This window comes from Williamsia phyllosphaerae (assembly GCF_014635305.1).
GTDB classification, from domain to species: domain Bacteria; phylum Actinomycetota; class Actinomycetes; order Mycobacteriales; family Mycobacteriaceae; genus Williamsia_A; species Williamsia_A phyllosphaerae.
In genome coordinates this window covers 2,882,012-2,905,801 of record NZ_BMCS01000001.1, presented here as the reverse complement: position 1 = coordinate 2,905,801, position 23,790 = coordinate 2,882,012, and the positions used below count along the sequence as shown (strand labels likewise).

22 protein-coding genes are annotated in these 23,790 nt (G+C 69.5%); 4 read left to right on the top strand and 18 right to left on the bottom strand.

Features of this window, described 5'->3' with window-relative positions:
- Positions 1–7: 7 nt before the first annotated feature.
- The 12 genes from hisI to nadA form a co-directional block, all read right to left on the bottom strand.
- A complete protein-coding gene (gene hisI, locus IEV93_RS13590; RefSeq protein ID WP_188490197.1) occupies positions 8–367 on the bottom strand; it encodes a phosphoribosyl-AMP cyclohydrolase in 360 nt (119 codons plus the stop codon).
- Positions 364–1,137 carry an imidazole glycerol phosphate synthase subunit HisF gene (hisF, locus tag IEV93_RS13585; RefSeq protein ID WP_188490196.1) on the bottom strand — a complete coding sequence of 258 codons (774 nt, stop codon included), beginning with the start codon at positions 1,135–1,137 and terminating at the stop codon, positions 364–366. The genes hisI and hisF overlap by 4 nt, the downstream gene beginning before the upstream one ends.
- Positions 1,134–2,000 carry an inositol monophosphatase family protein gene (locus IEV93_RS13580; protein WP_188490195.1) on the bottom strand — a complete coding sequence of 289 codons (867 nt, stop codon included), beginning with the start codon at positions 1,998–2,000 and terminating at the stop codon, positions 1,134–1,136. Before IEV93_RS13580 ends, hisF begins: the two co-directional genes overlap by 4 nt.
- Positions 1,997–2,743 carry a bifunctional 1-(5-phosphoribosyl)-5-((5-phosphoribosylamino)methylideneamino)imidazole-4-carboxamide isomerase/phosphoribosylanthranilate isomerase PriA gene (priA, locus tag IEV93_RS13575; RefSeq protein ID WP_188490194.1) on the bottom strand — a complete coding sequence of 249 codons (747 nt, stop codon included), beginning with the start codon at positions 2,741–2,743 and terminating at the stop codon, positions 1,997–1,999. The genes IEV93_RS13580 and priA overlap by 4 nt, the downstream gene beginning before the upstream one ends.
- Before the next feature lie 50 nt (positions 2,744–2,793).
- The gene (locus IEV93_RS13570) at positions 2,794–3,129 is read right to left on the bottom strand and encodes a hypothetical protein (RefSeq protein ID WP_188490193.1); all 336 of its coding nucleotides are present in this window, start codon (positions 3,127–3,129) and stop codon (positions 2,794–2,796) included.
- Positions 3,126–3,770 carry an imidazole glycerol phosphate synthase subunit HisH gene (gene hisH / locus IEV93_RS13565; protein WP_188490192.1) on the bottom strand — a complete coding sequence of 215 codons (645 nt, stop codon included), beginning with the start codon at positions 3,768–3,770 and terminating at the stop codon, positions 3,126–3,128. The genes IEV93_RS13570 and hisH overlap by 4 nt, the downstream gene beginning before the upstream one ends.
- Positions 3,767–4,384 carry an imidazoleglycerol-phosphate dehydratase HisB gene (gene hisB, locus IEV93_RS13560; RefSeq protein WP_188490191.1) on the bottom strand — a complete coding sequence of 206 codons (618 nt, stop codon included), beginning with the start codon at positions 4,382–4,384 and terminating at the stop codon, positions 3,767–3,769. Before hisB ends, hisH begins: the two co-directional genes overlap by 4 nt.
- Positions 4,381–5,541, bottom strand: coding sequence for a histidinol-phosphate transaminase (locus tag IEV93_RS13555; protein ID WP_188490190.1), 1,161 nt, complete (start codon positions 5,539–5,541; stop codon positions 4,381–4,383). Before IEV93_RS13555 ends, hisB begins: the two co-directional genes overlap by 4 nt.
- Entirely contained in the window at positions 5,538–6,878 is a 1,341-nt protein-coding gene (hisD, locus tag IEV93_RS13550; protein ID WP_188490189.1) for a histidinol dehydrogenase, read from the bottom strand. The genes IEV93_RS13555 and hisD overlap by 4 nt, the downstream gene beginning before the upstream one ends.
- A 193-nt stretch (positions 6,879–7,071) precedes the next feature.
- Positions 7,072–8,124 carry an NAD(P)-dependent alcohol dehydrogenase gene (locus IEV93_RS13545; RefSeq protein ID WP_188490188.1) on the bottom strand — a complete coding sequence of 351 codons (1,053 nt, stop codon included), beginning with the start codon at positions 8,122–8,124 and terminating at the stop codon, positions 7,072–7,074.
- Between the two features lie 137 nt (positions 8,125–8,261).
- On the bottom strand, positions 8,262–9,131 hold the full coding sequence (gene nadC, locus IEV93_RS13540; protein WP_188490187.1) for a carboxylating nicotinate-nucleotide diphosphorylase: 870 nt from the start codon (positions 9,129–9,131) through the stop codon (positions 8,262–8,264).
- Entirely contained in the window at positions 9,128–10,138 is a 1,011-nt protein-coding gene (gene nadA / locus IEV93_RS13535; RefSeq protein WP_188490186.1) for a quinolinate synthase NadA, read from the bottom strand. Before nadA ends, nadC begins: the two co-directional genes overlap by 4 nt.
- 335 nt (positions 10,139–10,473) lie before the next feature.
- Between nadA and IEV93_RS13530 the strand changes: the two genes are divergently transcribed.
- The gene (locus IEV93_RS13530; RefSeq protein WP_188490185.1) at positions 10,474–11,169 is read left to right on the top strand and encodes an NUDIX hydrolase; all 696 of its coding nucleotides are present in this window, start codon (positions 10,474–10,476) and stop codon (positions 11,167–11,169) included.
- Here IEV93_RS13530 and IEV93_RS13525 read toward each other — a convergent pair.
- From IEV93_RS13525 to IEV93_RS13500, 6 genes are all read right to left on the bottom strand, one after another.
- On the bottom strand, positions 11,125–11,793 hold the full coding sequence (locus tag IEV93_RS13525; protein ID WP_188490184.1) for a DUF2567 domain-containing protein: 669 nt from the start codon (positions 11,791–11,793) through the stop codon (positions 11,125–11,127). The two genes, IEV93_RS13530 and IEV93_RS13525, sit on opposite strands and share 45 nt — an antisense overlap.
- Entirely contained in the window at positions 11,790–12,083 is a 294-nt protein-coding gene (gene bsaP, locus IEV93_RS13520; RefSeq protein ID WP_308691132.1) for a biotin synthase auxiliary protein BsaP, read from the bottom strand. Before bsaP ends, IEV93_RS13525 begins: the two co-directional genes overlap by 4 nt.
- 4 nt (positions 12,084–12,087) lie before the next feature.
- A complete protein-coding gene (bioB, locus tag IEV93_RS13515) occupies positions 12,088–13,131 on the bottom strand; it encodes a biotin synthase BioB (RefSeq protein ID WP_188490183.1) in 1,044 nt (347 codons plus the stop codon).
- Between the two features lie 94 nt (positions 13,132–13,225).
- A complete protein-coding gene (gene bioD, locus IEV93_RS13510; protein WP_188490182.1) occupies positions 13,226–13,912 on the bottom strand; it encodes a dethiobiotin synthase in 687 nt (228 codons plus the stop codon).
- A complete protein-coding gene (locus tag IEV93_RS13505) occupies positions 13,912–15,084 on the bottom strand; it encodes an 8-amino-7-oxononanoate synthase (protein ID WP_188490181.1) in 1,173 nt (390 codons plus the stop codon). Before IEV93_RS13505 ends, bioD begins: the two co-directional genes overlap by 1 nt.
- Before the next feature lie 65 nt (positions 15,085–15,149).
- The gene (locus IEV93_RS13500; protein ID WP_188490598.1) at positions 15,150–16,424 is read right to left on the bottom strand and encodes an adenosylmethionine--8-amino-7-oxononanoate transaminase; all 1,275 of its coding nucleotides are present in this window, start codon (positions 16,422–16,424) and stop codon (positions 15,150–15,152) included.
- A gap of 247 nt (positions 16,425–16,671) precedes the next feature.
- Between IEV93_RS13500 and IEV93_RS13495 the strand changes: the two genes are divergently transcribed.
- The 3 genes from IEV93_RS13495 (at position 16,672) to treY (ending at position 23,777) form a co-directional block, all read left to right on the top strand.
- Positions 16,672–18,906 (top strand): acyltransferase family protein, encoded by a 2,235-nt coding sequence (locus tag IEV93_RS13495; RefSeq protein ID WP_229705088.1) that lies wholly within the window; start codon positions 16,672–16,674, stop codon positions 18,904–18,906.
- 83 nt (positions 18,907–18,989) lie between these two features.
- Positions 18,990–21,428, top strand: coding sequence for a glycogen debranching protein GlgX (gene glgX / locus IEV93_RS13490; protein ID WP_188490180.1), 2,439 nt, complete (start codon positions 18,990–18,992; stop codon positions 21,426–21,428).
- Between the two features lie 3 nt (positions 21,429–21,431).
- On the top strand, positions 21,432–23,777 hold the full coding sequence (gene treY, locus IEV93_RS13485; RefSeq protein ID WP_188490179.1) for a malto-oligosyltrehalose synthase: 2,346 nt from the start codon (positions 21,432–21,434) through the stop codon (positions 23,775–23,777).
- Positions 23,778–23,790: the final 13 nt, after the last annotated feature.

Here is a 23,790-nt window from a genome sequence, read left to right as displayed (position 1 = left end):
CCCGACCCTACGACGACGGCGCCGACGTCACCGGTAGCGCGCGCGAGGAGTCGAAGCAGCTGTGCGTGCCGGTGTGGCAGGCGGGACCGGTCTGGTCGACGATCAGCAGCAGCGCGTCGCCGTCGCAGTCCAGACGTACGTCGTGCACGACCTGGATGTGGCCGCTGGTCTCCCCCTTGACCCAGTACTCCTGGCGCGATCGCGACCAGTAGGTGGCGCGTCCGGTCGTGAGGGTGCGGTGCAGGGCCTCGTCGTCCATCCACGCCAGCATGAGCACCTCGGAAGTCTCGCGTTCCTGCACCACGACCGCGACCAGACCGTTCTCGGTGCGGGTGAGCTTGTCGGCGATGCTCGGGTCGAGGGTCATCGGACGATCAACCCGTCGGCCCGCATCGCGGTCTTGACCTGCTCGATCCGCAGCTCGCCGAAGTGGAAGACCGACGCGGCGAGCACCGCGTCGGCGCCGGCGCGCACCGCGGGGGTGAAGTGCTCGACGCGACCGGCGCCACCGCTGGCGATGACCGGTACCGACACCGCGGCACGCACCGCGGTGATCATGGCCAGGTCGAAACCGTTCTTCGTGCCGTCGGCGTCCATCGAGTTCAGGAGGATCTCTCCGACGCCGAGATCCTGTCCGCGGCGCGCCCACTCGACGGCGTCGATGCCGGTGCCACGGCGACCGCCGTGGGTGGTGACCTCCCACCCGGACGGCGTCGGGGGCTCGCCGGCGGGCACGGTTCGGGCGTCGACCGAGAGCACGATGCACTGCGATCCGTAGTGCCTGCTCATCTCGCCGAGGACCTCGGGGCGGGCGATGGCCGCGGTGTTGACCCCGACCTTGTCGGCTCCCGCACGCAGCAGGATGTCGACGTCGGCGACCGTGCGGACCCCGCCGCCGACCGTGAGCGGGATGAAGACCTGCTCGGCGGTGCGTCGGACGACGTCGAGCATCGTGGAACGACCTGTGCTCGACGCGGTCACGTCGAGGAAGGTCAACTCGTCGGCGCCGGCGGCGTCGTAGGCCGCGGCCAGCTCGACCGGGTCGCCCGCGTCGCGCAGGTCGACGAAGTTGACGCCCTTGACCACGCGGCCGGCGTCGACGTCCAGACACGGGATGACCCGCACCGCGACGGTCACGACGCACCTCCGCGGGTTCGGGGCGTGCGGTCGGGCAGGTAGTCGGCGGGGTCACCCACCCGTTCGATGATGGTGACCAGCTCGTCGTGCACCCCGGGGCTGCCGGCGAGCATCGACGACGAGGTGACGTGCCACGGGTCGCCTGCCAGGTCGGTGACGACTCCCCCGCCCGCGAGGACGAGGGCGGCGCCGGCCGCGTTGTCCCAGGCGTGGTGTCCGAAACAGATGGCGCCGCCGAGCTTTCCGGCCGCGGTCAGCGCCATGTCCAGGCCGGTGCTGCCGAGCAGTCGCAGTCGCGACACCTCCCGCGAGACCTCACCGAGGATCTCCACGCGGTAGTTGCCGGGGAACCGGCCGCCGCTGTTGAGGTTGAACGCGCCGAACGCGATCACCGAGTCCTGCAGGCGGGTGGGGCGCAGCGCCGGGACGGCTTCGCCGTTGCAGATGACCGGTCCGTCGACGAACGCCTGGTAGCGCAGATCGAACAGCGGCAACCACGTGAGCCCGAGGACGGGGTGGCCGTCGTGCAGCAGGGCGAGCAGGATGCCGGCCAGCGGCAGGCCCGCGGAGTAGTTGAACGTCCCGTCGATGGGATCGACCACCCACACCGTGCCGCTCGTGACGTCCGGGCCGCCGAACTCCTCTCCGTGGACGCCGATCCCGGTGGCCTCGGTCAGCCGGGCGGACAGCGTCCGCTCGAGCTCGAGGTCGAGTTCGGTGGCGAAGTCGTTGCCGCCTTTGTCGACCGCGCTCGGGGCCCCGAGCCCCTCGATGAACCGCGGGGTGATGTCGTCGAGCAGTCCCGCGGCGATCGAGAGGAGTCGTGGCGGGTCGATGTCCGACGGGATCACGGTGCCCGTCATGCGCGACCGGCCACCGCGGACAGCGCCTCGGGCAGGGTGAATCGACCGGCGTAGAGAGCCTTTCCGACGATAGACCCCTCGACCCCCCGATCGACGAGGGTGGCGATCGCCAACAGGTCGTCGACCGACGACACGCCACCGGAGGCCACGACCGGCGCGGACGCGGCGTCGGCGACCTCGCCGAGGAGTTCGAGGTTGGGGCCGGTGAGGGTGCCGTCCTTGCTGACGTCGGTGACGACGTAGCGGCTGCAGCCGTCGCGCTCGAGGCGTTCGAGAACCTCCCACAGGTCGCCGCCGTCGGACACCCATCCGCGGCCACGCAGGCGGTACTGCCCGTCGATCCGGACAGCGTCGAGACCGACCGCGATGCGGTCGCCGTACTCACCGATCACCTTGGCGCACCACTGCGGGTCCTCCAGAGCGGCGGTGCCCAGGTTGACCCGTGTGCAGCCGGTGGCCAGCGCCGCCCGCAGCGAGTCGTCGTCCCGGATGCCGCCGGAGAGTTCGACCTTGACGTCGAGTTCGCCGACGACCGAGGCCAACAGTTCCCGGTTGTCGCCACGGCCGAACGCCGCGTCGAGGTCCACCAGGTGGATCCACTCCGCCCCGTCGCGCTGCCAGGCGAGGGCCGCCTCGCGCGGCGAGCCGTAGGAGGTCTCCGACCCGGCGGCGCCCTGTACCAATCGCACGGCCTGACCGTCCGCGACATCGACTGCGGGCAGTAGTTCCAGCGTGGTCCCCATCGAGTGCACCCTCTCTGCTGTGCTCGTGTCCGCGGATGCGGATCGAGAAGTCATCGTTCGTCTCCCGTGGCCGGCTTCGGTCGGGAGGTGTCGTCGCCTCCGGCGGTCGTCTCGGTGTCGGCACCCCGGGCCTCGGCGCTCTCCGCGTCGACGGCCCGGTCGACCACCCGGTTGGCCACGATCCCCATCACCGCGATCGCGAGTGCGACCGCGAGCAGGGCCACCACCAGCGCCGCGGGTGCCGAGACACGCGAGACGCCGTAGATCACCGGCACCGACACCCCCAGCACGAGGGCACCCGCGCCCATCGCGAGGATCGCCAGCCGAGCGATGGAGAACTTCGGCGACCCCGTCACCCCGTCCCCCTCGCCGTGTCCGACGGTCACAGGGCGTGCACCCAGTTGCGCAGCAGGTGCGCGCCGGCGTCGCCGGATTTCTCCGGGTGGAACTGGGTGGCCGACAACGGTCCGTTCTCGACCGCGGCAAGGAACTCCCCGCCGTGCTCGGCCCACGTGGTGACGGCGGGCGGGAGCGCCGAATCGGAGCCCGACCACTCCCACGTCTGCGCGGCGTAAGAGTGCACGAAGTAGAAGCGGGTGTCGGCGTCGAGGCCGTCGAACAGCACCGAGCCCTCCCCTGCGGTCACGGTGTTCCACCCCATGTGCGGCAGCACCGGCGCCGGGAGTTGGCTGACCGTTCCCGGCCACTCGCCGCATCCGGTGGTCTGCACACCGAACTCGACGCCCTCCTCGAAGAGGATCTGCATGCCGACGCAGATCCCCAGGACGGGCCGCCCGCCGGCGAGTCGTTGACCGATGATCCGTTCACCGACAACCGATCTCAGTCCGGCCATGCACGCGGCGAACGCGCCGACCCCGGGTACCACGAGACCGTCGCACTCCATCGCCGCGTCGCGGTCGGAGGTGACGGTGACCTGCGCGCCGGTGCGCTCCAGGGCGCGTTGCGCCGAGCGGAGATTGCCCGATCCGTAGTCGAGGATCGTGACCGACTTCGACGCCGCGCTCACAGCGCCCCCTTGGTCGAGGGCACACCGGTGGCCCGGGGATCGGACTCGGTGGCCGCGCGCAGGGCGCGTGCGACCGCCTTGTACTGGGCCTCGGTGATGTGGTGCTGGTCGCGGCCGTACAGCACCCGGACGTGCAGGGCGATCCGCGCGTTGATGGCCAACGTCTCGAAGACGTGCTTGTTGATGACGGTGTTGTAGGCGACGCCCGGGTTGCCGCCGATGACTGCGGTCAGCAGGTGCTCGGGCTCACCGGTGTGCACGAAGTACGGGCGTCCGGAGACGTCGACGGCGGCGTGGGCCAGTGTCTCGTCCATCGGGATCCACGCGTCGCCGAACCGGCGGATGCCGCGCTTGTCGCCCAGGGCCTGATCGATCGCCTGACCGAGCACGATGGCGGTGTCCTCGACGGTGTGGTGCGACTCGATCTCGACGTCACCGGTCGCGCGGACGGTGAGGTCGAAGCTGCCGTGCGCGCCGAACGCGGTCAGCATGTGGTCGAAGAACGGCACACCGGTGGAGATCTCGGTGGTCCCGGTCCCGTCGAGGTCGATCTCGACGACGACCGACGACTCCCGGGTGGTCCGCTCGACGCGGGCGGTTCTGTTCTCGGTCATCGGAGTGCTCCAGTGGTGTCGGCCCCGGTGCCCTCGGCTGGGGTGATGCGGTCGGTCGTGGCGAGCTGCGCCGCCACACGCAGGAAAGCGTCGTTCTCTTCGGCGGTCCCGATCGTGACACGCAGGAACCCCTCGATCCCGACATCGCGGATCAACACGCCGCCGTCGAGGAAGCGCTGCCAGCTCGCCGGGGCGTCGGCGAACCGGCCGAACAGGACGAAGTTGGCGTCGGAGTCGACCACGTCATATCCGAGGCCGGCGAGTGCGTCGACCACCCGGATGCGCTCGGTCACGATCGCCGCCACACCGGCGAGGGTGTCGTCGGCGTGGCGCAGCGCGGCCCGTGCGGCCGCCTGCGTCACCACCGACAGGTGATAGGGCAGGCGGACCAGCAGCAACGACGCGACGAGTGCGGGCGCGGCGACCAGATAGCCGAGTCGTCCGCCGGCGAAGGCGAACGCCTTGCTCATCGTGCGTGATACCACGAGCCGGTCGCCGAACTCGTCGATCAGGGCGATGGCGCTGGGTCGGTCGGAGAACTCCGCGTACGCCTCGTCGACGATCACGATCCCCGGCGCGGCGGAGACGATCGCGCGGACGTCGTCCGACGAGACCGACTGTCCGGTCGGGTTGTTCGGCGATGTGAGGAACACGACATCGGGTCGGCGGGCGGTGATCTCGGCGACCGCGGCGTCGACGTCGAGGGAGAAGTCGGGGGCGCGCATCACGTTCACCCAGGCGGTGTCGGTGCCGCCGGAGATGATCGGGTGCATCGAATACGACGGCACGAAACCGATCGCGGTGCGCCCGGGACCGCCGTAGGCCTGCAGGAGTTGCTGCAGGATCTCGTTGGACCCGTTGGCCGCCCACAGGTTGTCGACCGTCAGCGCGACGCCGACACGCTCGCTGAGGTAGCGGGCGAGGTCGGTGCGCAGGGCGACCGCGTCGCGATCGGGGTACCGGTGCAGGACCGCGGCGGCCTCGCGCACCGACTCGGCGACGTCGGCGATGAGCGCAGCCGACGGCGGGTGCGGGTTCTCGTTGGTGTTCAACGCGACCGGGACGTCGAGTTGCGGTGCACCGTAGGCGGTCTGACCACGCAGCGCTTCCCGTAGCGGGAGATCGGCGACGGTGAACCGCGCGCCGGGCGCGGTCACACCACACTCCCCGACGCCGCGGCGTCGGCGAAACGCACCTTCACCGCGTCACCGTGCGCAGGCAGGTCCTCGGCGTCGGCGAGCGCGACGACGTGACCCGACACCGTCTCGAGGGCGGCGCGGTTGTAATCGACGATGTGGATGCCCTTGAGGAACGTCTGTACCGAGAGACCGGAGCTGTGACGTGCCGAACCCGAGGTGGGCAGAACGTGATTGGAGCCTGCGCAGTAGTCGCCGAGGCTGACCGGTGAGTACCGACCGACGAAGATCGCGCCCGCGTTGCTGATCCGCGCGGCGACCCCGGCCGCGTCGCGGGTCTGGATCTCGAGGTGCTCGGCCGCGTAGGCGTCGACCACGGCGACACCATGGTCGATGTCGTCGACGAGCACGATTCCCGACTGCGGTCCGCCCAGCGCCGCGATGACCCGGTCACGGTGCTTGGTCGTCTCGACCTGGCGGGTGACCTCGGTGTCCACGCGCTCGGCGAGGTCGGCGCTGTCGGTGACCAGGACCGAGGCGGCGAGGACGTCGTGTTCGGCCTGACTGATCAGGTCGGCGGCGACCGCGACGGCGTCGGCCTCGTCGTCGGCGAGGATCGCGATCTCGGTGGGTCCCGCCTCGGAGTCGATCCCGACGATGCTGCGGCACAAGCGCTTCGCAGCTGTCACGTAGATGTTGCCCGGCCCGGTGATGAGGTCGACGGGTGCCAGTTCGGCGTCGTCGGTGTCGGTGCCGCCGTAGGTGAGCAGCGCGACCGCCTGCGCGCCGCCGACGGCCCAGACCTCGGTCACGCCGAGCAGGGCGCACGCCGCGAGGATCGTCGGGTGCGGCCAGCCGCCGTGGTCGGCCTGGGGCGGGGACGCGACGACGAGCGATCCGACGCCTGCCTCCTGGGCCGGGACGACGTTCATCACGACGCTGGACGGGTAGACGGCGTTGCCGCCGGGGACATAGAGGCCCACGCGGGCGATCGGGATCCACTTCTCGGTGACCGATCCGCCGGGGACGACATCGGTGCGGACCGTGCCCCGCCGCTGATCGGAGTGCACGATCCGGGCCCGGCGAATCGACTCCTCGAGTGCCGACCGCACCGTCGGGTCCACGGCGTCCAGGGCGGCAACGAGCCGCTCGGCGGGGACGCGCACGGTGTCCGGGGTGACCCGGTCGAACCGCTGCCCGTACTCGAGGGCGGCGGCCGCTCCGCGCTCACGGATCGCCGCGACCACCGGCGACACCGTCGCGAGCACCGAGTCCACGTCGGTCCCGCCGCGCGGGAGCGCGCGACGCAGGTCGGCGGCAGAGAGTGCGCCGCCACGTAGATCGGTACGGGAAAGCATGGTGGGCTGATCTCCTCCGGGGAACGGATCGGCGGGCGTGAACATCCAGGATATGCGGTCCGGCCAGCCGTTTTCGACGGTGGGTACGTCGCCGAGGACAAAACCATCGGCCGCCGACCGCCCCGGAAGTGGGACGGGCGACGGCCGATGGTGGTCGTGCTCAGGTCAACGTGTGACCCGGTTCACGCAGCGATCAGGCGTTCGCCAGCGTCGCGGTGTCGATCACGAAGCGGTAGCGCACGTCCGACGAGACCGCGCGGTCGTAGGCCTCGTTGACCTGGTCGGCGGAGATCGTCTCGATCTCGGCCGCGATCTCGTGCTCGGCGCAGAAGTCGAGCATCTCCTGGGTCAGGGCGATGCCACCGACCATGGAGCCCGACAGCGAGCGACGGTTGGTCAGCAGCGCGAACGCTGCGACCTGCAACGGGTTCTCCGGCACACCGAGCTCGACGAGGGCTCCGTCGATGGCGAGCAGACCGATGTAGTCGTCGAGCGGCAGGTTCACCGACACGGTGTTCAGGATCAGGTCGAACTGGCCGGCCAGGTCCGTGAAGAGCTGCTTGTTGTCCTTGGTCGCGTAGTAGTGGTCGGCACCGAAGCGCTTGCCGTCCTCTTCCTTGCTCGTGGTCTGGCTGAGCACGGTGACCTCGGCTCCGAGCGCGTGGGCGATCTTGACGCCCACGTGTCCGAGACCGCCCATGCCGATGATGGCGACCTTGCGACCCGGGCCCGCGCCCCACTTCTTCAGCGGTGCGTACAGGGTGATGCCCGCGCAGAGCAGCGGCGCGGCGACGTCGAGCTCGATGCCCTCGGGGATCTTCAGGACGAACTTCTCGGTGACGACGACCTGCTGCGAGTAACCGCCGTGGGTGAACTCACCCTCGTAGGTCTTCGAGTTGTAGGTCTGGACGACACCCTTCTCGCAGTACTGCTCGTCGCCGTTCTTGCACGGGGCACACTCACCGCAGGAGTCGACGAAGCAGCCGACACCGACGCGGTCGCCCACGTTGTGCAGGGTGACCTCGGAGCCGACCTCGGCAACGACGCCCGCGATCTCGTGACCCGGGACGACCGGGTACTTGGTGCCCTTCCACTCGTTGCGCGCGGTGTGGATGTCGGAGTGGCAGATGCCTGCGAACTTGATGTCGATACGGACATCCTTGGGTCCCAGTTCACGGCGTTCGATGGTCGAGATGGTGAGCGGGTCTGTCGCACTCGTGGCGATAACGGCGTTCACAGTTGGCACAGAAATCGTGTCCTTTCGGGCCTTGCGGAGCGCGCGGTTCAGCGCGCCGGGACACAGGTGCAAACGAGGACTTCCACGGTTTTATGCCCAGATGCGCATAAAAGCACTCGCGCATGGCCGCTATGCCGGGTTCGGCCTCAGAGGTCCAGGCCCAGGTCCAGCACGGTCACCGAATGAGTGAGACCGCCCACAGCGAGGAAGTCGACACCCGTGCGTGCGTAGTCGTGTGCGACGTCGAGGGACAGTCCGCCGGAGCTCTCGAGTCGGGTTCTCGGCGCCCGCTGGTTACGCCGCTGCACCGCCATCTGCGTCTCCCAGAGGGCGAAGTTGTCCAGCAGCACCAGTTCGGCGTCGAGCGCGAGAGCCTCGTCGAGTTGGGTCAGCGAGTCCACCTCGACCTCGATGGCGAGGTCGGGAGCCGCCGCGCGGACGGCCTTCAGCGCCGCCGTGAGCGATCCCGCCGCCGCGATGTGGTTGTCCTTGATCAGCGCGGCGTCGCCGAGGCCCATGCGGTGGTTCTGCCCTCCGCCCGCCCGGACCGCGTACTTCTGCAGCGCGCGCAGACCCGGCAGCGTCTTGCGGCTGTCGCGCACGACCGTGTCGGTGTCGGCGATCTCGTCGACCCACCGCGCGGTGGCCGTGGCGATCCCGGACAGGTGACACAGCAGGTTCAGCGCGGTCCGCTCCGCGGTCAGCAGGCCGGCCGTCGGGGCGTCGAGGCGCAGCACGACGTCACCGGCCTGCACCCGGGTCCCGTCCTCCGAGCGATCCACGACGTCGTAGTCGTCGCCGATCACCTCGTCGAACACCGCCAGAGCCGCGTCGAGCCCCGCGATGACACCGGGCTGCCGACTCGCGATGACCGCGACGGTGCGGGCACCCTCGGGAACCGTCGCGGCGGTGGTGACATCCGGTCCGTATCGCAGGTCCTCGTCGAGGGCGGTTCGGATCAGCGCCCGGATCTCGTCCGATGACACTCCGTCGATCGCCTGGGCACGAGGGGTCATTCGCCACCGCCCCCGGGGCTGCCGATGGCGATCATCCGCTCGACGCTCGCGCGAGCGGCGTCGGCCACGGAGCGTTCCAGGTGCACCTCGTCGGTGCCGTCGCGCAGGCACCGAAGCAACGCCTCGGGAGTGATCATCTTCATGTACTTGCAGGACGCCTTGGGGTTGACGGCCTGGAAGTCGATCTGCGGCGCCGCCTTGCGCAGTTGGTGCAGCATGCCGATCTCGGTGGCGACGAGGACCTCGCGGGCGCCGGAGGCGCGTGCGGTGTCGAGCATCCCGCCGGTGGACAGGATGTGCACCCGATCGGCGGGCACCGCACCCTCACCTGCGAGGTACAGGGCCGAGGTGGCGCAACCACATTCGGGGTGCACGTACAGGTCGGCGTCGGGGTGCGCGTTCGCCTGATCGGTCAGTTCGTCACCGTTGATGCCGGCGTGGACGTGGCATTCACCGGCCCAGATGTGCATGTTCGTCCGACCGGTCTCGCGCTTGACGTGCGCACCGAGGAACTGGTCGGGAAGGAACAGCACGGTGCGGTCGGGGTCGATGGACTCGACGACCTCGACGGCGTTCGACGACGTGCAGCAGATGTCGGTGAGCGCCTTCACCTCGGCGGTGGTGTTCACGTACGAGACCACCACGGCGTCGGGGTGGTCGGCCTTCCACTCGCGCAGTTCGTCGGCGGTGATCGAGTCGGCCAGCGAGCACCCGGCGCGTGCATCGGGGATCAGGACGGTCTTGTCCGGCGCGAGGATCTTCGCGGTCTCGGCCATGAAGTGCACACCGCAGAACACGATGGTGTCCTCCGGGGCCGACGCGGCGATGCGCGAGAGCGCCAGGGAGTCACCGACATGATCGGCCACGTCCTGGATGGCGGGGAGCTGGTAGTTGTGCGCCAGGAGGGTCGCTCCGCGCAATGTCGCGAGGCGACGAACCTCGGCGGCCCATTCGGGTCCGGGGTCGTTCGCGTCGGGCACCTGGTCAATGACGGCCGCTGTGGTCATGGCCGCTCTCCTTCGAAAGGCGGGTCGATGTGGCTGACACCGACGGTTTTCGACTGACGGTCGAAAACGTGTCCCCAATGTAGCACCGGCCACACTTCGCCCCCGAAACCCACCGCCTCACCCTCCGCGTGTGCACAAAAAGTCAGCCCCGTCAGTTGGGCACGTACACCCGTCAGTTGGGCACTTACACGCGTCAGCTGGGCACGTAATGCCCAACTGGTTGAGTTACGTGCCCAACTGGCGGAGTTACGTGCCCGACGCCGGGGACCGCGGTGCTCCCTGGGGTGCGGCGTGACGGTCGGTGAGCACCTGCTCATCGACATAGACTGGGCGACATGGGCGCGGACGGCATCATCCACGAGGTGCTCGACGCCGTGTTCCAGGTTCGCTCCCCCACGTCCGACGCCCCTCCGGAGTTGTCGGTCCTGTTGTGGCAGCGGGCTCTCGACCCCCAGCGCGGCACCTGGTCGCTGCCCGGCGGCATCCTGCGCGCCGATGAGGACCTCACGACCTCGGCGCGTCGCCTGTTGGCCGACAAGGTCGACGTCCGCGAGGTGGCGCACCTCGAGCAACTGTCGGTGTTCTCCGCACCGCACCGCCTGCCCGGCCCGCGCGTGATCGCCTCGACCTACCTCGGTCTGGTGCGCTCGGACTCGACCGCGAACCTTCCCCCCGACACCCGCTGGCACCCCGTCGGCACGCTGCCGGAGATGAGCTTCGACCACCGCGAGGTCGTCACGTTGGCCCGCACGCGCCTCGCGGCGAAGTTGTCGTACACGAACATCGCGTTCGCATTGGCGCCACCGGAGTTCGCGATGTCGACCCTCAGCGACATCTACTGCGCCGCACTCGGATATCCGGTCGACTCGACCAACCTGCTCCGCATCCTGTCCCGACGCGGCGTGGTCAGCGCAACCGGGACGGTCGGACGCACCGGCCGCTCGGGTGGTCGCCCGCCCGCGCTGTATCGATTCGCCGAGAACGGCTTACGCGTCACCGACGAGTTCGCCACCCTGCGTCCCCCGGCCTGACGGCGCGACGCCGAGGTCGGCGCGGCGCACCACGAGCAGCAACACCAGATAGGCCAGCAGAGCACCGATCGGTGCGATGACCACGATGGCCCAGGAGAAGTCGAACCCGCCCACGGAATCGACTGTGGAGCCGTCCAACCGAAGGCTCGGCGCGCTCGAGAAGAACTGGCCGACCGCGGTGTCGCCGACACCGGGGTGTCGGGCGCCGGCGATGAGACCGCCGATCCAGGCGGCCAACGCGGCACCGACTACGGCGCCGATCGCCACAGACACCGCGCCGACCGAACCGCGCAGCGACCGTATCCACCACACACCGACACCGCCGAGTGCGCCGGCCACGAAACTGATGCACGCGAAGATCGCGACCGCATCGAACCGGTGGCCGGTGTCGGCGCCGAGCGCTCCCGCACGCCCCGGTGCGACCACGACACCGGTCACCCCGGGAACCACCAGGCCCCACAGGATCCCACCGATCAGGCCGACGACGGCGACACCGAGGACGGCGAGCACGGCCGACCGCAGGAGCGATCGGATGTCGATCCGGTCGACGATCGGTGCGACGTCGGCGGGTGTGCCTTCGGGCCCCGGTCCGGGCGCGAGGAAGTCGGGGCCGCCTGCGGTCATCGTCGGCCGAGGAACGTCGAGTCGACGCGGCCGTGTCGGGAGCACCGCGCGGTCCAGCCGTCGGGGACGACCTGGACGATCATGCGTCGACCGCACTGTCCACAGAACCGCGGCGGCTCGAGGCCCAACTTCGCGGCGGCCGGGATCTCCTGCTGGGCAGGGGAATCGACCTGCACGCCGGTGTAGACACCGAACCGGAGCGGCTCGGTCAACGGCGTGATCGCATCGGGCGCGTCGAGACCGCCCTCGCGATCCGCGGCGGATTCTGCGATCACGACGTCACCGGCCATCGACTCAGATGCTGTCGTTGAGAGCCTTGATCGGCATCTGCAGGTCGACGAGCAGATCGAGATCGGCTTCGGCGGGACGGCCCAGGGTGGTGAGGTAGTTGCCCACGATCACCGCGTTGATGCCGCCGAGGATGCCCTGCTTGGCGCCGAGGTCACCGAGGGTGATCTCGCGTCCGCCCGCGAAGCGCAGGATGGTGCGCGGCAACGCCAGTCGGAACGCCGCGACCGCGCGCAGCGCGTCGGCGGCGGGCAGCACGTCGAGGTCACCGAAGGGGGTGCCCGGACGCGGGTTGAGGAAGTTGAGCGGGACCTCGTCGGGGTTCAGCGCCGCGAGATCGGCCGCGAACTCGGCGCGCTGCTCCAACGACTCACCCATGCCGAGGATGCCGCCGCAGCAGACCTCCATGCCGGCCTCGCGCACCATGCGCAGGGTGCCCTCGCGCTCCTCCCACGTGTGCGTGGTGACCACGTTCGGGAAGTGCGACCGGGCGGTCTCGAGGTTGTGGTTGTAGCGGTGTACGCCCATGGCCGCGAGCTCGTCGACCTGCTCCTGGGTCAACATGCCCAGGCTGCAGGCGATCTGGATGTCGACCTCGTTGCGGATGGCCTCGATGCCGGCGGCGACCTGACTCATCAGACGCTTGTCGGGTCCGCGGACGGCGGCGACGATGCAGAACTCCGTCGCGCCGGTCTTCGCGGTCTGCTTGGCCGCCTCGACGAGCGACGGGATGTCGATCCACGCGCTGCGCACGGGCGAGGTGAACAGCCCCGACTGCGAGCAGAAGTGGCAGTCCTCGGGGCAGCCGCCGGTCTTGAGCGAGATGATGCCCTCGACCTCGACCTCCGGGCCGCACCACTTCATGCGTACGTCGTGGGCGAGCTGCAGCAGATCGGTCAGGCGGTCGTCGCCGAGCTGCAGCACCGACAGGGTCTCGGCCTGGGTCAGCGGTTCACCGCGCTCGAGCACCTTCTCGCGGGCCAGGTCGAGGATGTCGGCCTCGTCTGCATGGGTTCCCGGCTGATCCGGGCGGACAGGAGCCTGGGTCACGGGCCCTCCTCGATGACGTCGTGCGATCACTGCGGGGCCGTCGGAAACATGCGCCCGGTGGGGCGTGGGAGTGACGGCCGCGACCCAGTGTGCCCTATCCCGCCTTCAGGCCCCGCACCCAGTGTGGGTCGAACCACCCGGGCGCTCGCTCGGTGAAGTCTGCGCGTGTCAGACGCCCCGCGCCGGCGGGAACGACGCCAATGATCGGCGTGTCGGTCAGTCGCGGCAGGTCCACGCGATTACAGCGGGTGGCCAGATCGGGTTCGTCGGGCCAGGAACCGATGATGATGCCGCTGACCTCGATGCCGCGCGCACGGATGGCGTCGACGGTGAGTTCGGTGTGGTTCAGGGTGCCCAGTCCGGCCGCGGCCACCACGACCACCGGCGCCGACAGCGCGGTCGCCACGTCGAGCACGGTCAGGTCGACACCCAGTCGGACGAGCACTCCCCCGGCCCCCTCGACGAGGACGACGTCACAGTCCCCGACCCGGGCCACGGCGTCGGTGATCGACGTCAGGGTCAGCGGAGGCATCCCGGCGCGAGCGGCCGCGGTCTCGGGTGCCAGCGGCTCGGGGTATCGGGCCCCCTCGACGGTCGAGGTCACCCCGGTCAGCCGCACGACCTCGTCGATGTCGCCGGGCTCGCCCGGCGCGACGCCGGTCTGCCCGGGTTTGCAGACCCCGACCGAGGCGCCGGCCTCTGCCACCGCGGCAGCGATGGCGGCGGTCGCGATGGTCTTGCCGACATCGGTGGACGTCCCGGTGACGATCAGGACCGACATCAGCGGATGACCGCGTCCGCCGCGACGACGGCCGCGCGCGCACGGTTGACGACCTGGGCGACCCGATCGAGCTGGTCGGCGTCCAGATCGGCGCGGACGGTGAGTCGGATGCGCGACGTGCCCGGCGGGACCGACGGCGGCCGGAAGCACCCGACGACGACGCCGTCGGCCCGGCAGCGACGGGCCACCTCGAGCGCGTCGGCGGGCTCACCGATGATCAACGACACCACGGCGGCGGACGGGGCCTCGGCGTCGCAGGCGGCCGCCAGTCGTCGGGCGTTGTCACGGACGCGGTCGCACAGGTCGGGTTCGGCGCGCAGGACACCGAGTGCGGCTCGCGCGGCACCGACGGCCGACGGCGCCAAGCCGGTGTCGAAGATGAACGACCGTGCGCGGTCGACGAGATGGTCCCGCAGGGTCGCCGGCCCGGCGACCAGGCCGCCCTGCGATCCGAACGACTTCGACAGCACCGCGGTGACCACGAGGTCGACAGCGCCGGTCAGTCCGAGTTCGTCGACGACCCCGCGACCGCCGCGACCACGCACACCGAGCGCATGCGCCTCGTCGACCACGAGCAGCGCGCCGTGCTCGCGGGCCGCGGCGTAGAGCTCGGCGACCGGGGCGACGGCACCGTCGATGCTGTACACGGAGTCCGTCACCACCATCGCGCGGTCCTCGGTGCGCTCGCGCAGCGCGGTCCGGACGGCCTCGTGGTCGCCGCGGTCGACGACCACGACCCGCGCCCGGGAGAGGCGGCATCCGTCGATCAAGGACGCGTGCGCACCACCGTCGCTGACGATGAGGTCCCCGCGCCCCATGAGCGCGGTGATCACCCCGACGTTCGCCAGGTAACCGGAGGAGAAGACGAGCGCGCTCGCGGTCCCGAGGAATTCGGCGAGTTCGTGTTCGAGATCGTCGTGCAGGGCGGTGGTCCCGGTGACGAGTCGCGACGCGGTCGCACCCGCACCCCAGGTTTGAACGGCCTCGGTCGCGCCGGTGATCACCCGCGGATCGGTGGACAGACCCAGGTAGTCGTTGGACGCGAGGTTGAGGACATCGTCGCCGGCGTGGCGCGGGATCAGGGTGCGGTGCAGCCCTTCGGCGTCGCGCACGCGCGCCGCCTCGACCAGCCAGTCGAGTGCCGAGGGACGGGGGGAATCAGGCGCATTCATCGTCGCTCAGCGTCTCACACGGCCGTTACCGCCCACTCGACGTCCGCAGCCGCCCACTCGACGTCTCAGCGGGTGTGCGCGTGCACCACGGCGGTGATGGCCGCGACGACGGTGTCGATGTCGTCGACCGAGGAGATGAACGGCGGCATGGCGTAGACCAGCGCACCGAACGGCCGCAGCCACGCACCCGCGTCGACCGCCGCGCCGGTCGCGACGGCCATGTCGACGGCCGAGTCGAGCTGGACCACCCCGATCGCACCCAGCACGCGCACGTCGACGACCGAGTCGTGCTGGCGTAGCGGTTCGAGGCCCTCGCGCAGCCGGGTCCCGATCGCGGCCACCCGGCCTCTCCAGTCACCGTCGAGCAGCAGTTCGATCGACGCGACCGAGACCGCGCACGCCAGGGGGTTGGCCATGAAGGTGGGGCCGTGGGCGAGCACACCCATCTCGCCCTCACTGATCGTGGTGGCGATCCGCTCGGTGCACAGGGTCGCTGCCATCGTCAGGTAGCCGCCGGTCAGCGCTTTGCCGACGCACATGATGTCCGGGGCGACCCCCGCGTGCTCGGCGGCGAACAGGGCGCCGGTGCGACCGAAGCCGGTGGCGATCTCGTCGAAGATCAGCAGGACGTCGTTGTCGTCGCAGATACGCCGCAGATCAGCGAGGTAGCGCGGGTCGTGGAACCGCATCCCGCCGGCTCCCTGGACCACGGGTTCGACGATCACCGCGGCCAGCTCGGATCGGTGTGCGGCGACCGCATCGGCGAGCTCGGCGACGTATTCGGGGCGGTACTCCGACGGGGGCGGTCCGACGAACACCTGGTCGCGCAGGACGCCCGTCCACTGCGAGTGCATGCCTCCGTCGGGGTCGCAGACGCTCATGGGCGTGAAGGTGTCACCGTGATATCCGCCGCGCCAGGTCAGCAGGCGCGGGCGGTCGATGCCCTGTCCGCGCCAGTACTGCAACGCCATCTTGACCGCGACCTCCACCGACACCGACCCCGAGTCGCAGAAGAACACCCGCTGCAGCGGTTCGGGCGTGATGTCGACGAGCAGCCGCGCGAGCCGGGCGGCCGGCTCGTGGGTGAGGCCGCCGAACATCACGTGGGCCATCGAGTCGAGTTGGGACCGGGCGGCTGCGTCGAGAACCGGGTGGGCGTATCCGTGGATCGCCGCCCACCACGAGCTCATGCCGTCGACGACCTCACGTCCGTCGGCCAGCCGGATCCTGGTGCCCGCGGCGGATTCGACCACCAGCGGTGCGGGTCCGCCGGCCGTCATGGAGCCGTACGGATGCCAGATCAACTCGTCGTCGATCGCCGTGATCTCGGCGCTGGTCAGCGGTTTCCGTGCCATCCCGCGAGCGTATCCACCCTGCGGTGCGGCCCCGCAGGGCCGGTGACGCTACCGCGCGAGCGGCGGTCCGCGCATCCGTTTCGCCAGGTCGACCGGCGCGGCAAGGCGTCGCGGAAGTGGAATTCACGGTAACGACGGGTACATTACGTACCGACGACCGCGACTCCTCGCCGACGCTCACACCGCCGAGTGTCGGACGTTTCCCCCGACAGCTAGCGAGACCAACCACGTGGTGACCGCCCCCAGCCGCTCCTCGGAGCGGCAGCGCACGGTGCCTGCCGACCCCGCCTCGGCGTATCGGACCGACCTCGACGGACTCCGCGGCATCGCCATCACCCTGGTCGCCTGTTTCCACATCTGGTTCGGCCGCGTGTCCGGTGGCGTCGACGTCTTCCTGACGCTGTCGGGCTACTTCTTCGTCGGGTCGCTCCTCAAACACGTCATCGTCACGCAGAGTCCGTCGGTCACGCTGCGCGACGCCATCAACCCGGTCACCCGACTGACCCGCCTGGCCCGCCGGCTGTTGCCGGCGCTGATCACGGTGCTGCTCGTCGTCACGGTCCTGACCATCGTCGTCTTCCCGCAGACACGCTGGGTGGCGACCGGACGCGAGGTCGTCGCCAGCGCGCTGTACTACCAGAACTGGTTCCTGGCGTTCAATTCCCAGGACTACGCCGCCGCGAGCTCGGCCAACAGTCCTCTGCAGCATCTGTGGTCGATGTCGGTGCAGGGACAGTTCTTCGTCATCACGATCCTCACCGCCCTGGCTTTCGGCGGCGTGCTCAAGCTGGCGGCCCGCGTCGTGCCGCAGCTACGGCGTCCGGCCGTCATCCGCGCGATCGTCGCGACAGCGATCATCGGCGTGGCCGCCGTGTCGTTCTACTGGGCACACATGCGGATGCCGATCAACCAGCAGTTCAACTACTACGACACGATCGCGCGCACCTGGGAACCGCTGGCCGGCGGACTGCTCGCGGTGTGGATGCCGCGGTGGCGTGTCCCGACGATCCTGCGCAACCTGGTGGCCGTCGCCGCACTCGCGCTCATCGTCACCTGCGGCTGGTGGATCGTCGGCGTCGAGTCCTACCCCGGCCCGCTCGCCCTGGTTCCCGTGCTCGCGACCCTGGCCATCATCTGGTCGGGCGCGACGGCGAACCAGCGCGGCGCACGCGTCGATATGCCGGTGATCAACCGCGGTCTGGCGAGTCGGTTCCCGGTCTGGCTGGGATCGATCTCCTACGCGCTGTACCTCTGGCACTGGCCGCTGCTGATCTTCTACCTGGCGTGGCGGGACAAAAACGACGCGAACTTCGCCGAGGGTGTCGTCCTGATCGCGCTGTCGATCGCACTGGCGTGGCTGACCAAGCGCTACGTCGAGGATCCTCTGCGCGCGAAGCGCTCGACGACGAAGGTCGGTCACCACCGCGCCGACGGAGCGGCGACCTCTGATTCGCTGCGGGATCCGGTACTGCCCACCACATCGTCTCGTGGCCGACGAGCACGTACTGCGGTGCTGAGCTACACCGGAGCCCTGACGACGCTGCTCGTGGTCGGTGTGCTGGTCACCGGCGTCGGCATCAAGGCATGGGAACGTCACGTCGACAACATCGTCGTCGACACGACCAACCTCGACCCGCGCATCTATCCGGGTGCCCGCGCGCTCATCGATGATGTCCCGGTCCCCAAGGTCGACCCGGTGCCCAAGGCGCTCGAGGTCCTCAAGGACCTGCCCGAGACGTCGTATCAGGGCAACATCAGCGACTTCAAGGACCCCGACATCCACGTCGCGGTCTACGGCGATCCGACGGCCACGAAGACCATCGCCCTCGCCGGCGGCTCGCACGCCGAGTACTGGATATCGGCGCTCGACATGCTGGGCAAGCAGAACCACTTCCGCGTGACGACCTACCTCAAGTTCGGGTGTCCGCTGTCGGTCGACCCCAACGTCTCGGTGGACGGCGTGCCGTACCCGGCCTGCTACACCTGGGTCGGGAAGGTGATGGACCGTCTCATCGCCGACAAGCCGGACGCGGTGTTCACCAACTCCACGCGTCCTCGCAAGGGTGTGCTCGGCGAATGGGTGCCGCCGGACTACCTGCCGATCTTCGACCGTTTCAAGCAGGCGGGCATCCCGGTTCTCGGTGTGCGGGACAGCGTCTGGCCGCACAACGGCAAGGGAGCCATCGACAGTCCGACGTGTCTGGCCGACGGCGGCGACGCGAAGTCGTGCGGCACCCCTCGGGACCCCGAGTACTCGACCACGAACCCGACCGACGCGATCGTCGCGGACTACCCGAACGTGCACCCGATCGACCTCAGCAAGGGCTGGTGCACCGACACCCTGTGCCCCGCGATCATCGGCAACATCTCCGTCTATCACGACTGGCACCACCTCAGCGCGACCTTCGTGCGGAGCCTCGCTCCCGAGCTCGATCGGCAGTTGAAGCTCGTCTTCCCCTGGGCCTGAGCACCCGGCGTGATCTGCACCGCCCGAGATGAGCGGACCGGCCCGGCCGGATAAGCTCCCAGGATGACGTCGCAAGGGTGGGAATGACAGAAACGCCGGACACCACGATCGGCGATCCGACCGAGAGTCTGGTGGACGCGACGCTCGCCACCACTCCGAGCCAGCTCATGGTGTGGCCGGGAACCGCGTATCCACTGGGCGCCACCTACGACGGCGCGGGCACCAACTTCTCGTTGTTCTCCGAGGTCGCCGACGTGGTCGAGTTGTGCCTGATCGGCAAGGACGGCACCGAGACCCGCGTCCGGCTCGACGAGGTCGACGGCTACGTCTGGCACTGCTATCTCCCGTCGGTGGCCCCCGGCCAGCGGTACGGCTACCGGGTTCACGGCCCCTACGATCCGGCGCGGGGGCTGCGCTGCGATTCGTCGAAACTGCTTGTCGACCCGTACGGCAAGTCGTTCTTCGGCGAGTTCGACGGGGACCGTTCGCTGTACTCCTACCCGATCGAACTGCCCGGCGACGAGGACATCGACACCGAGGATCCCGTCGCACCGGTTGCCGGCACCGGTGACGCCGACGAGTCGGGGACATCCGGACTCCTCGAACAGCCCGAGCAGCAGCAGAAACAGGCCGCGACCGACGCCGAGGTGCCGCCCGCGTCGCCGCCACCGTCGACCGCCGCGTCCTCCGAACCGGTGTCCGACGAGTCCGACACGGTCCACGACGGCTCGCCCATCGACGCCGACATCACCGATCCCGACGTCCCCGGGATGCCCGGCCTCGACTCTCTGGGTCACACGATGACCTCGGTGGTCATCAACCCGTTCTTCGACTGGCAGCACGACCGCGCACCGAACCGTCCGTACCACGAGACGGTGATCTACGAGGCGCACGTCAAGGGGATGACCGCCACCCACCCCGAGGTGCCCGAGCAGCTGCGCGGCACCTACGCCGGACTGGCGCACCCGGCGATCATCGACCACCTCACCGACCTCGGCGTGACCGCGATCGAGCTGATGCCGGTCCATCAGTTCCTGCAGGACCAGACTCTGCTCGACCAGGGGTTGCGGAACTACTGGGGCTACAACAGCTTCGGCTTCCTCGCGCCGCACGGTGGGTACGCGGCCAACAAGCGTGCCGGTGGCGAGGTGACCGAGTTCAAGGCCATGGTCCGCTCCTTCCACGAGGCGGGTATCGAGGTCATCCTCGACGTGGTCTACAACCACACCGCCGAGGGCAACCACATGGGCCCGACGATCTGTATGCGTGGCATCGACAACGCCGCCTACTACCGTCTGGTCGACGGGCAGCCCGAGATGTACATGGACTACACCGGTACCGGCAACAGCCTCAACGTGCGGCACCCGCACACGTTGCAGCTGATCATGGACTCGCTGCGCTACTGGGTGCTCGAGATGCACGTCGACGGGTTCCGCTTCGACCTCGCCTCGACCCTGGCACGCGAACTCCACGACGTCGACAAGCTGTCGGCCTTCTTCGATCTGGTGCAACAGGATCCGGTGGTCAGTCAGGTCAAGCTCATCGCCGAACCGTGGGACGTCGGCGAGGGCGGCTACCAGGTGGGCAACTTCCCCGGCCTGTGGACGGAGTGGAACGGCAAGTACCGCGACACCGTCCGCGACTACTGGCGCGGTGAGCCGTCGACGTTGGGCGAGTTCGCCTCTCGTCTGACCGGCTCGTCGGATCTGTACGAGGACACCGGACGACGTCCGGGTGCCAGCATCAACTTCGTCATCGCCCACGACGGCTTCACGTTGCGAGATCTCGTGTCCTACAACGAGAAGCACAACGAGGCCAACGGCGAGGACAACCGCGACGGCGAGAGCCACAACCGGTCGTGGAACTGCGGCGTCGAGGGTCCGACCGACGATCCTGCCATCGAGGGACTACGCGCTCGCCAGCAGCGCAACATCCTCGCGACGCTGGCGCTGAGCCAGGGCACGCCGATGATCGCCCACGGCGACGAGATGGGTCGTACCCAGCAGGGCAACAACAACGTCTACTGCCAGGATTCCCCGCTCGCGTGGATGGACTGGTCGTTGGCGGAGTCCAACGCCGACCTGGTCACCTTCACCAGCCGGGCCATCGCGCTGCGCACCGAGCACCCGGTGTTCCGCCGTCGGCGGTTCTTCGCCGGTCGGCCCATCCGCTCGGGTGACCAGTCGCGGGACATCGCGTGGCTCACACCGGCCGGCCAGGAGATGAACGAGGCCGACTGGGACAGCGGGTTCGGCAAGAGCCTCGCGGTGTACCTCAACGGGGAGGGTATCGGCGAGAAGGACGTCCGCGGACGGCTCGTGGTCGACGACACCTTCATCCTGTGCTTCAACGCCCACCACGAACCGCTCGATTTCCAGTTGCCGTCGGACTACTACGGGTCGGAGTGGGAGGGCGTGCTCGACACCGCCGACGCGACCGGTTCGAGCACGGTGCGGGCCTCGACCGGGTCGTCGGTGATGGTGCGCGACCGTTCGCTGCTCGTCCTGCGCAAGGTGCGCTGAGCCATGAGCACGACCGACACCGCAGGCGTACGACCGGCGTTCGTCGCCACCTACCGCCTGCAGTTGACCGCCGAGTTCACCTTCGCCGATGCGGCCCGGCAGATCCCGCACATCAGCGCGTTGGGCGTCAGCCATCTGTACCTGTCACCGATCGGGACGGCGATGGCCGGATCGACCCATGGTTACGACTGGGTGCCACCACCGGAGGTCGCCGAAATCCTCGGCGGCATGGACGGTCTGCGGACTCTGCGTCGGGCGGCGTCGGACGCCGGGCTCGGGATCATCGTCGACATCGTGCCCAATCACACCGGCGTCGAGGGCCCCCGCCAGAACCCGTGGTGGTGGGACGTCCTCACCCACGGCAGCGCCTCGGAATTCGCGCACCATTTCGACATCGACTGGGCCCCGGACAACGGCGCGGACGGCCGCATCGCGCTGCCGGTCCTCGGGCAGCCCGACGACGTCGAGGCCCTGACCCTGGAGACGAACGACTCCGGCGCAACGGAACTGGGCTTCTACGAACACCGCTTCCCGCTCGCACCCCACACCGACACCACCTCACCGCAGACGGCGCACGACGGCCAGGCGTACCGGCTGGTGGCCTGGGACTCCGGGCTCATCGGCTACCGGCGGTTCTTCGCGGTCAACGGACTGGCCGGGATGCGCCAGGAGGACCCGGCGGTGTACGCCGCGACCCACACGCTGGTGCACCGTCTCGTCGCCGAGGATCTCGTCGACGGATTGCGCGTCGATCATCCCGACGGCCTCACCGACCCGATGGGTTACCTCGAGCAGTTGCGCGCCGACATCGGCGACGATCGGCTGCTGCTCATCGAGAAGGTGCTGTCGGTGGACGAGGATCTCGACCCGGCGCTCCCGGTCGACGGCACCACCGGGTACGAGGCACTGCGGGTGCTCGACGGCGTCTTCGTCGACGCGACCACGGTCGAGACGTTCACCGAACTGCACCGCAGCGTCACCGGCAACCCGGGCGACCGCGACTGGATCGACACCGCCGAGCACGCGATCAAACTCGGCACCCTGGACGAGATGTTCCCCGCCGAACGGGCGCGCCTCGCCCGTGCGATCCGGATGGCCGCGCGCGACGCCGGCGACACCGATGCCACCGCGGTGCCCGCCGCCGAGCTCGACGCGGCCATCGGTGAGGTCGTCGCGTCCCTGGGCGTGTACCGCGCCGACTACCCCACCCTGCGGTCGCGTCTGGACGCCACGTTCGACGAGGTGCGCGACCGCCTCCCCGAACTGGGCTCCGCGATCAGGATGATCGCCGACGCGGTCGCCTCGGACGGGGAACCGTCCGCACGCCTGGCCCAGGTCTGCGGAGCGACCACCGCGAAGAGCGTCGAGGACTGTCTGTTCTATCGCACGGCCCGACTCGTCGGCCTGCAGGAGGTCGGCGGCGACCCCGGTCGGTTCGGTACGACCGTCGACGAGTTCCATGCGTTCAACGTCGCCAGGGCACGGGACTGGCCGTCGGCGATGACGACGTTGTCGACCCACGACACCAAGCGTGGTGAGGACGTCCGTGCCCGCATCGGGTTGCTGACCCGGTACCCCGATCAGTTCTCCGAGCTCGTCGCGTCGATGGTGTCGGCGACACCCCCGCCAGACGCGGTGACCGGACTGTTCCTGGTGCAGAACATCATCGGGGTGTGGCCGCTGGACGGTGTCCCCGACGCGAGTGTCCGGGAACGACTCCACGACTTCACCACCAAGGCGATCCGCGAGGCCGCGCTCGTCACGTCGTGGACCGACTCCGATGACGAGATGGAATCGGCGATCCACTCCTGGGTCGACGACGTCCTCGACGGACCGGTGGGCGTGGGGATCTCGGGACTGATCGAGACCATGCGCGCCGACATCGTCGACGTCTGCGTGGCCCACAAGGCCCTCGGTCTGCTGGTTCCCGGATTCGGTGACATCTATCAGGGCACGGAATGGTTCGAGGACACCCTCGTCGATCCGGACAACCGTCGCCCGGTCGATTTCGGTCAGTCGCTCAACCATCCGAAGACCGCGGTCGTGACGGCCGCGCTCGCACTTCGTCGCGACCACCCTGCGTCGTTCGGCGCCGACGGCGCATATGCCCCGGTGTACGCCACCGGGCCGGCCGCCGACGAGGTCGTCGCGTTCGCTCGCGGCACCGATGTGCTGGTGCTCGCCGCGCGTGTGCGGATCACCGATCCCGACGCGGCCGCCGCGACGGTCGTCGAGCTGCCGGCGGGCCGCTGGCGATCGCGCACCACCACCGACGAGTTCTCCGGGACCGTGTCGGTCGCCGATGCGTTCGCGCAGGGTCCCGTGGCGCTTCTTGAGTTGCTCGACTGACGGTCCGGGTAGC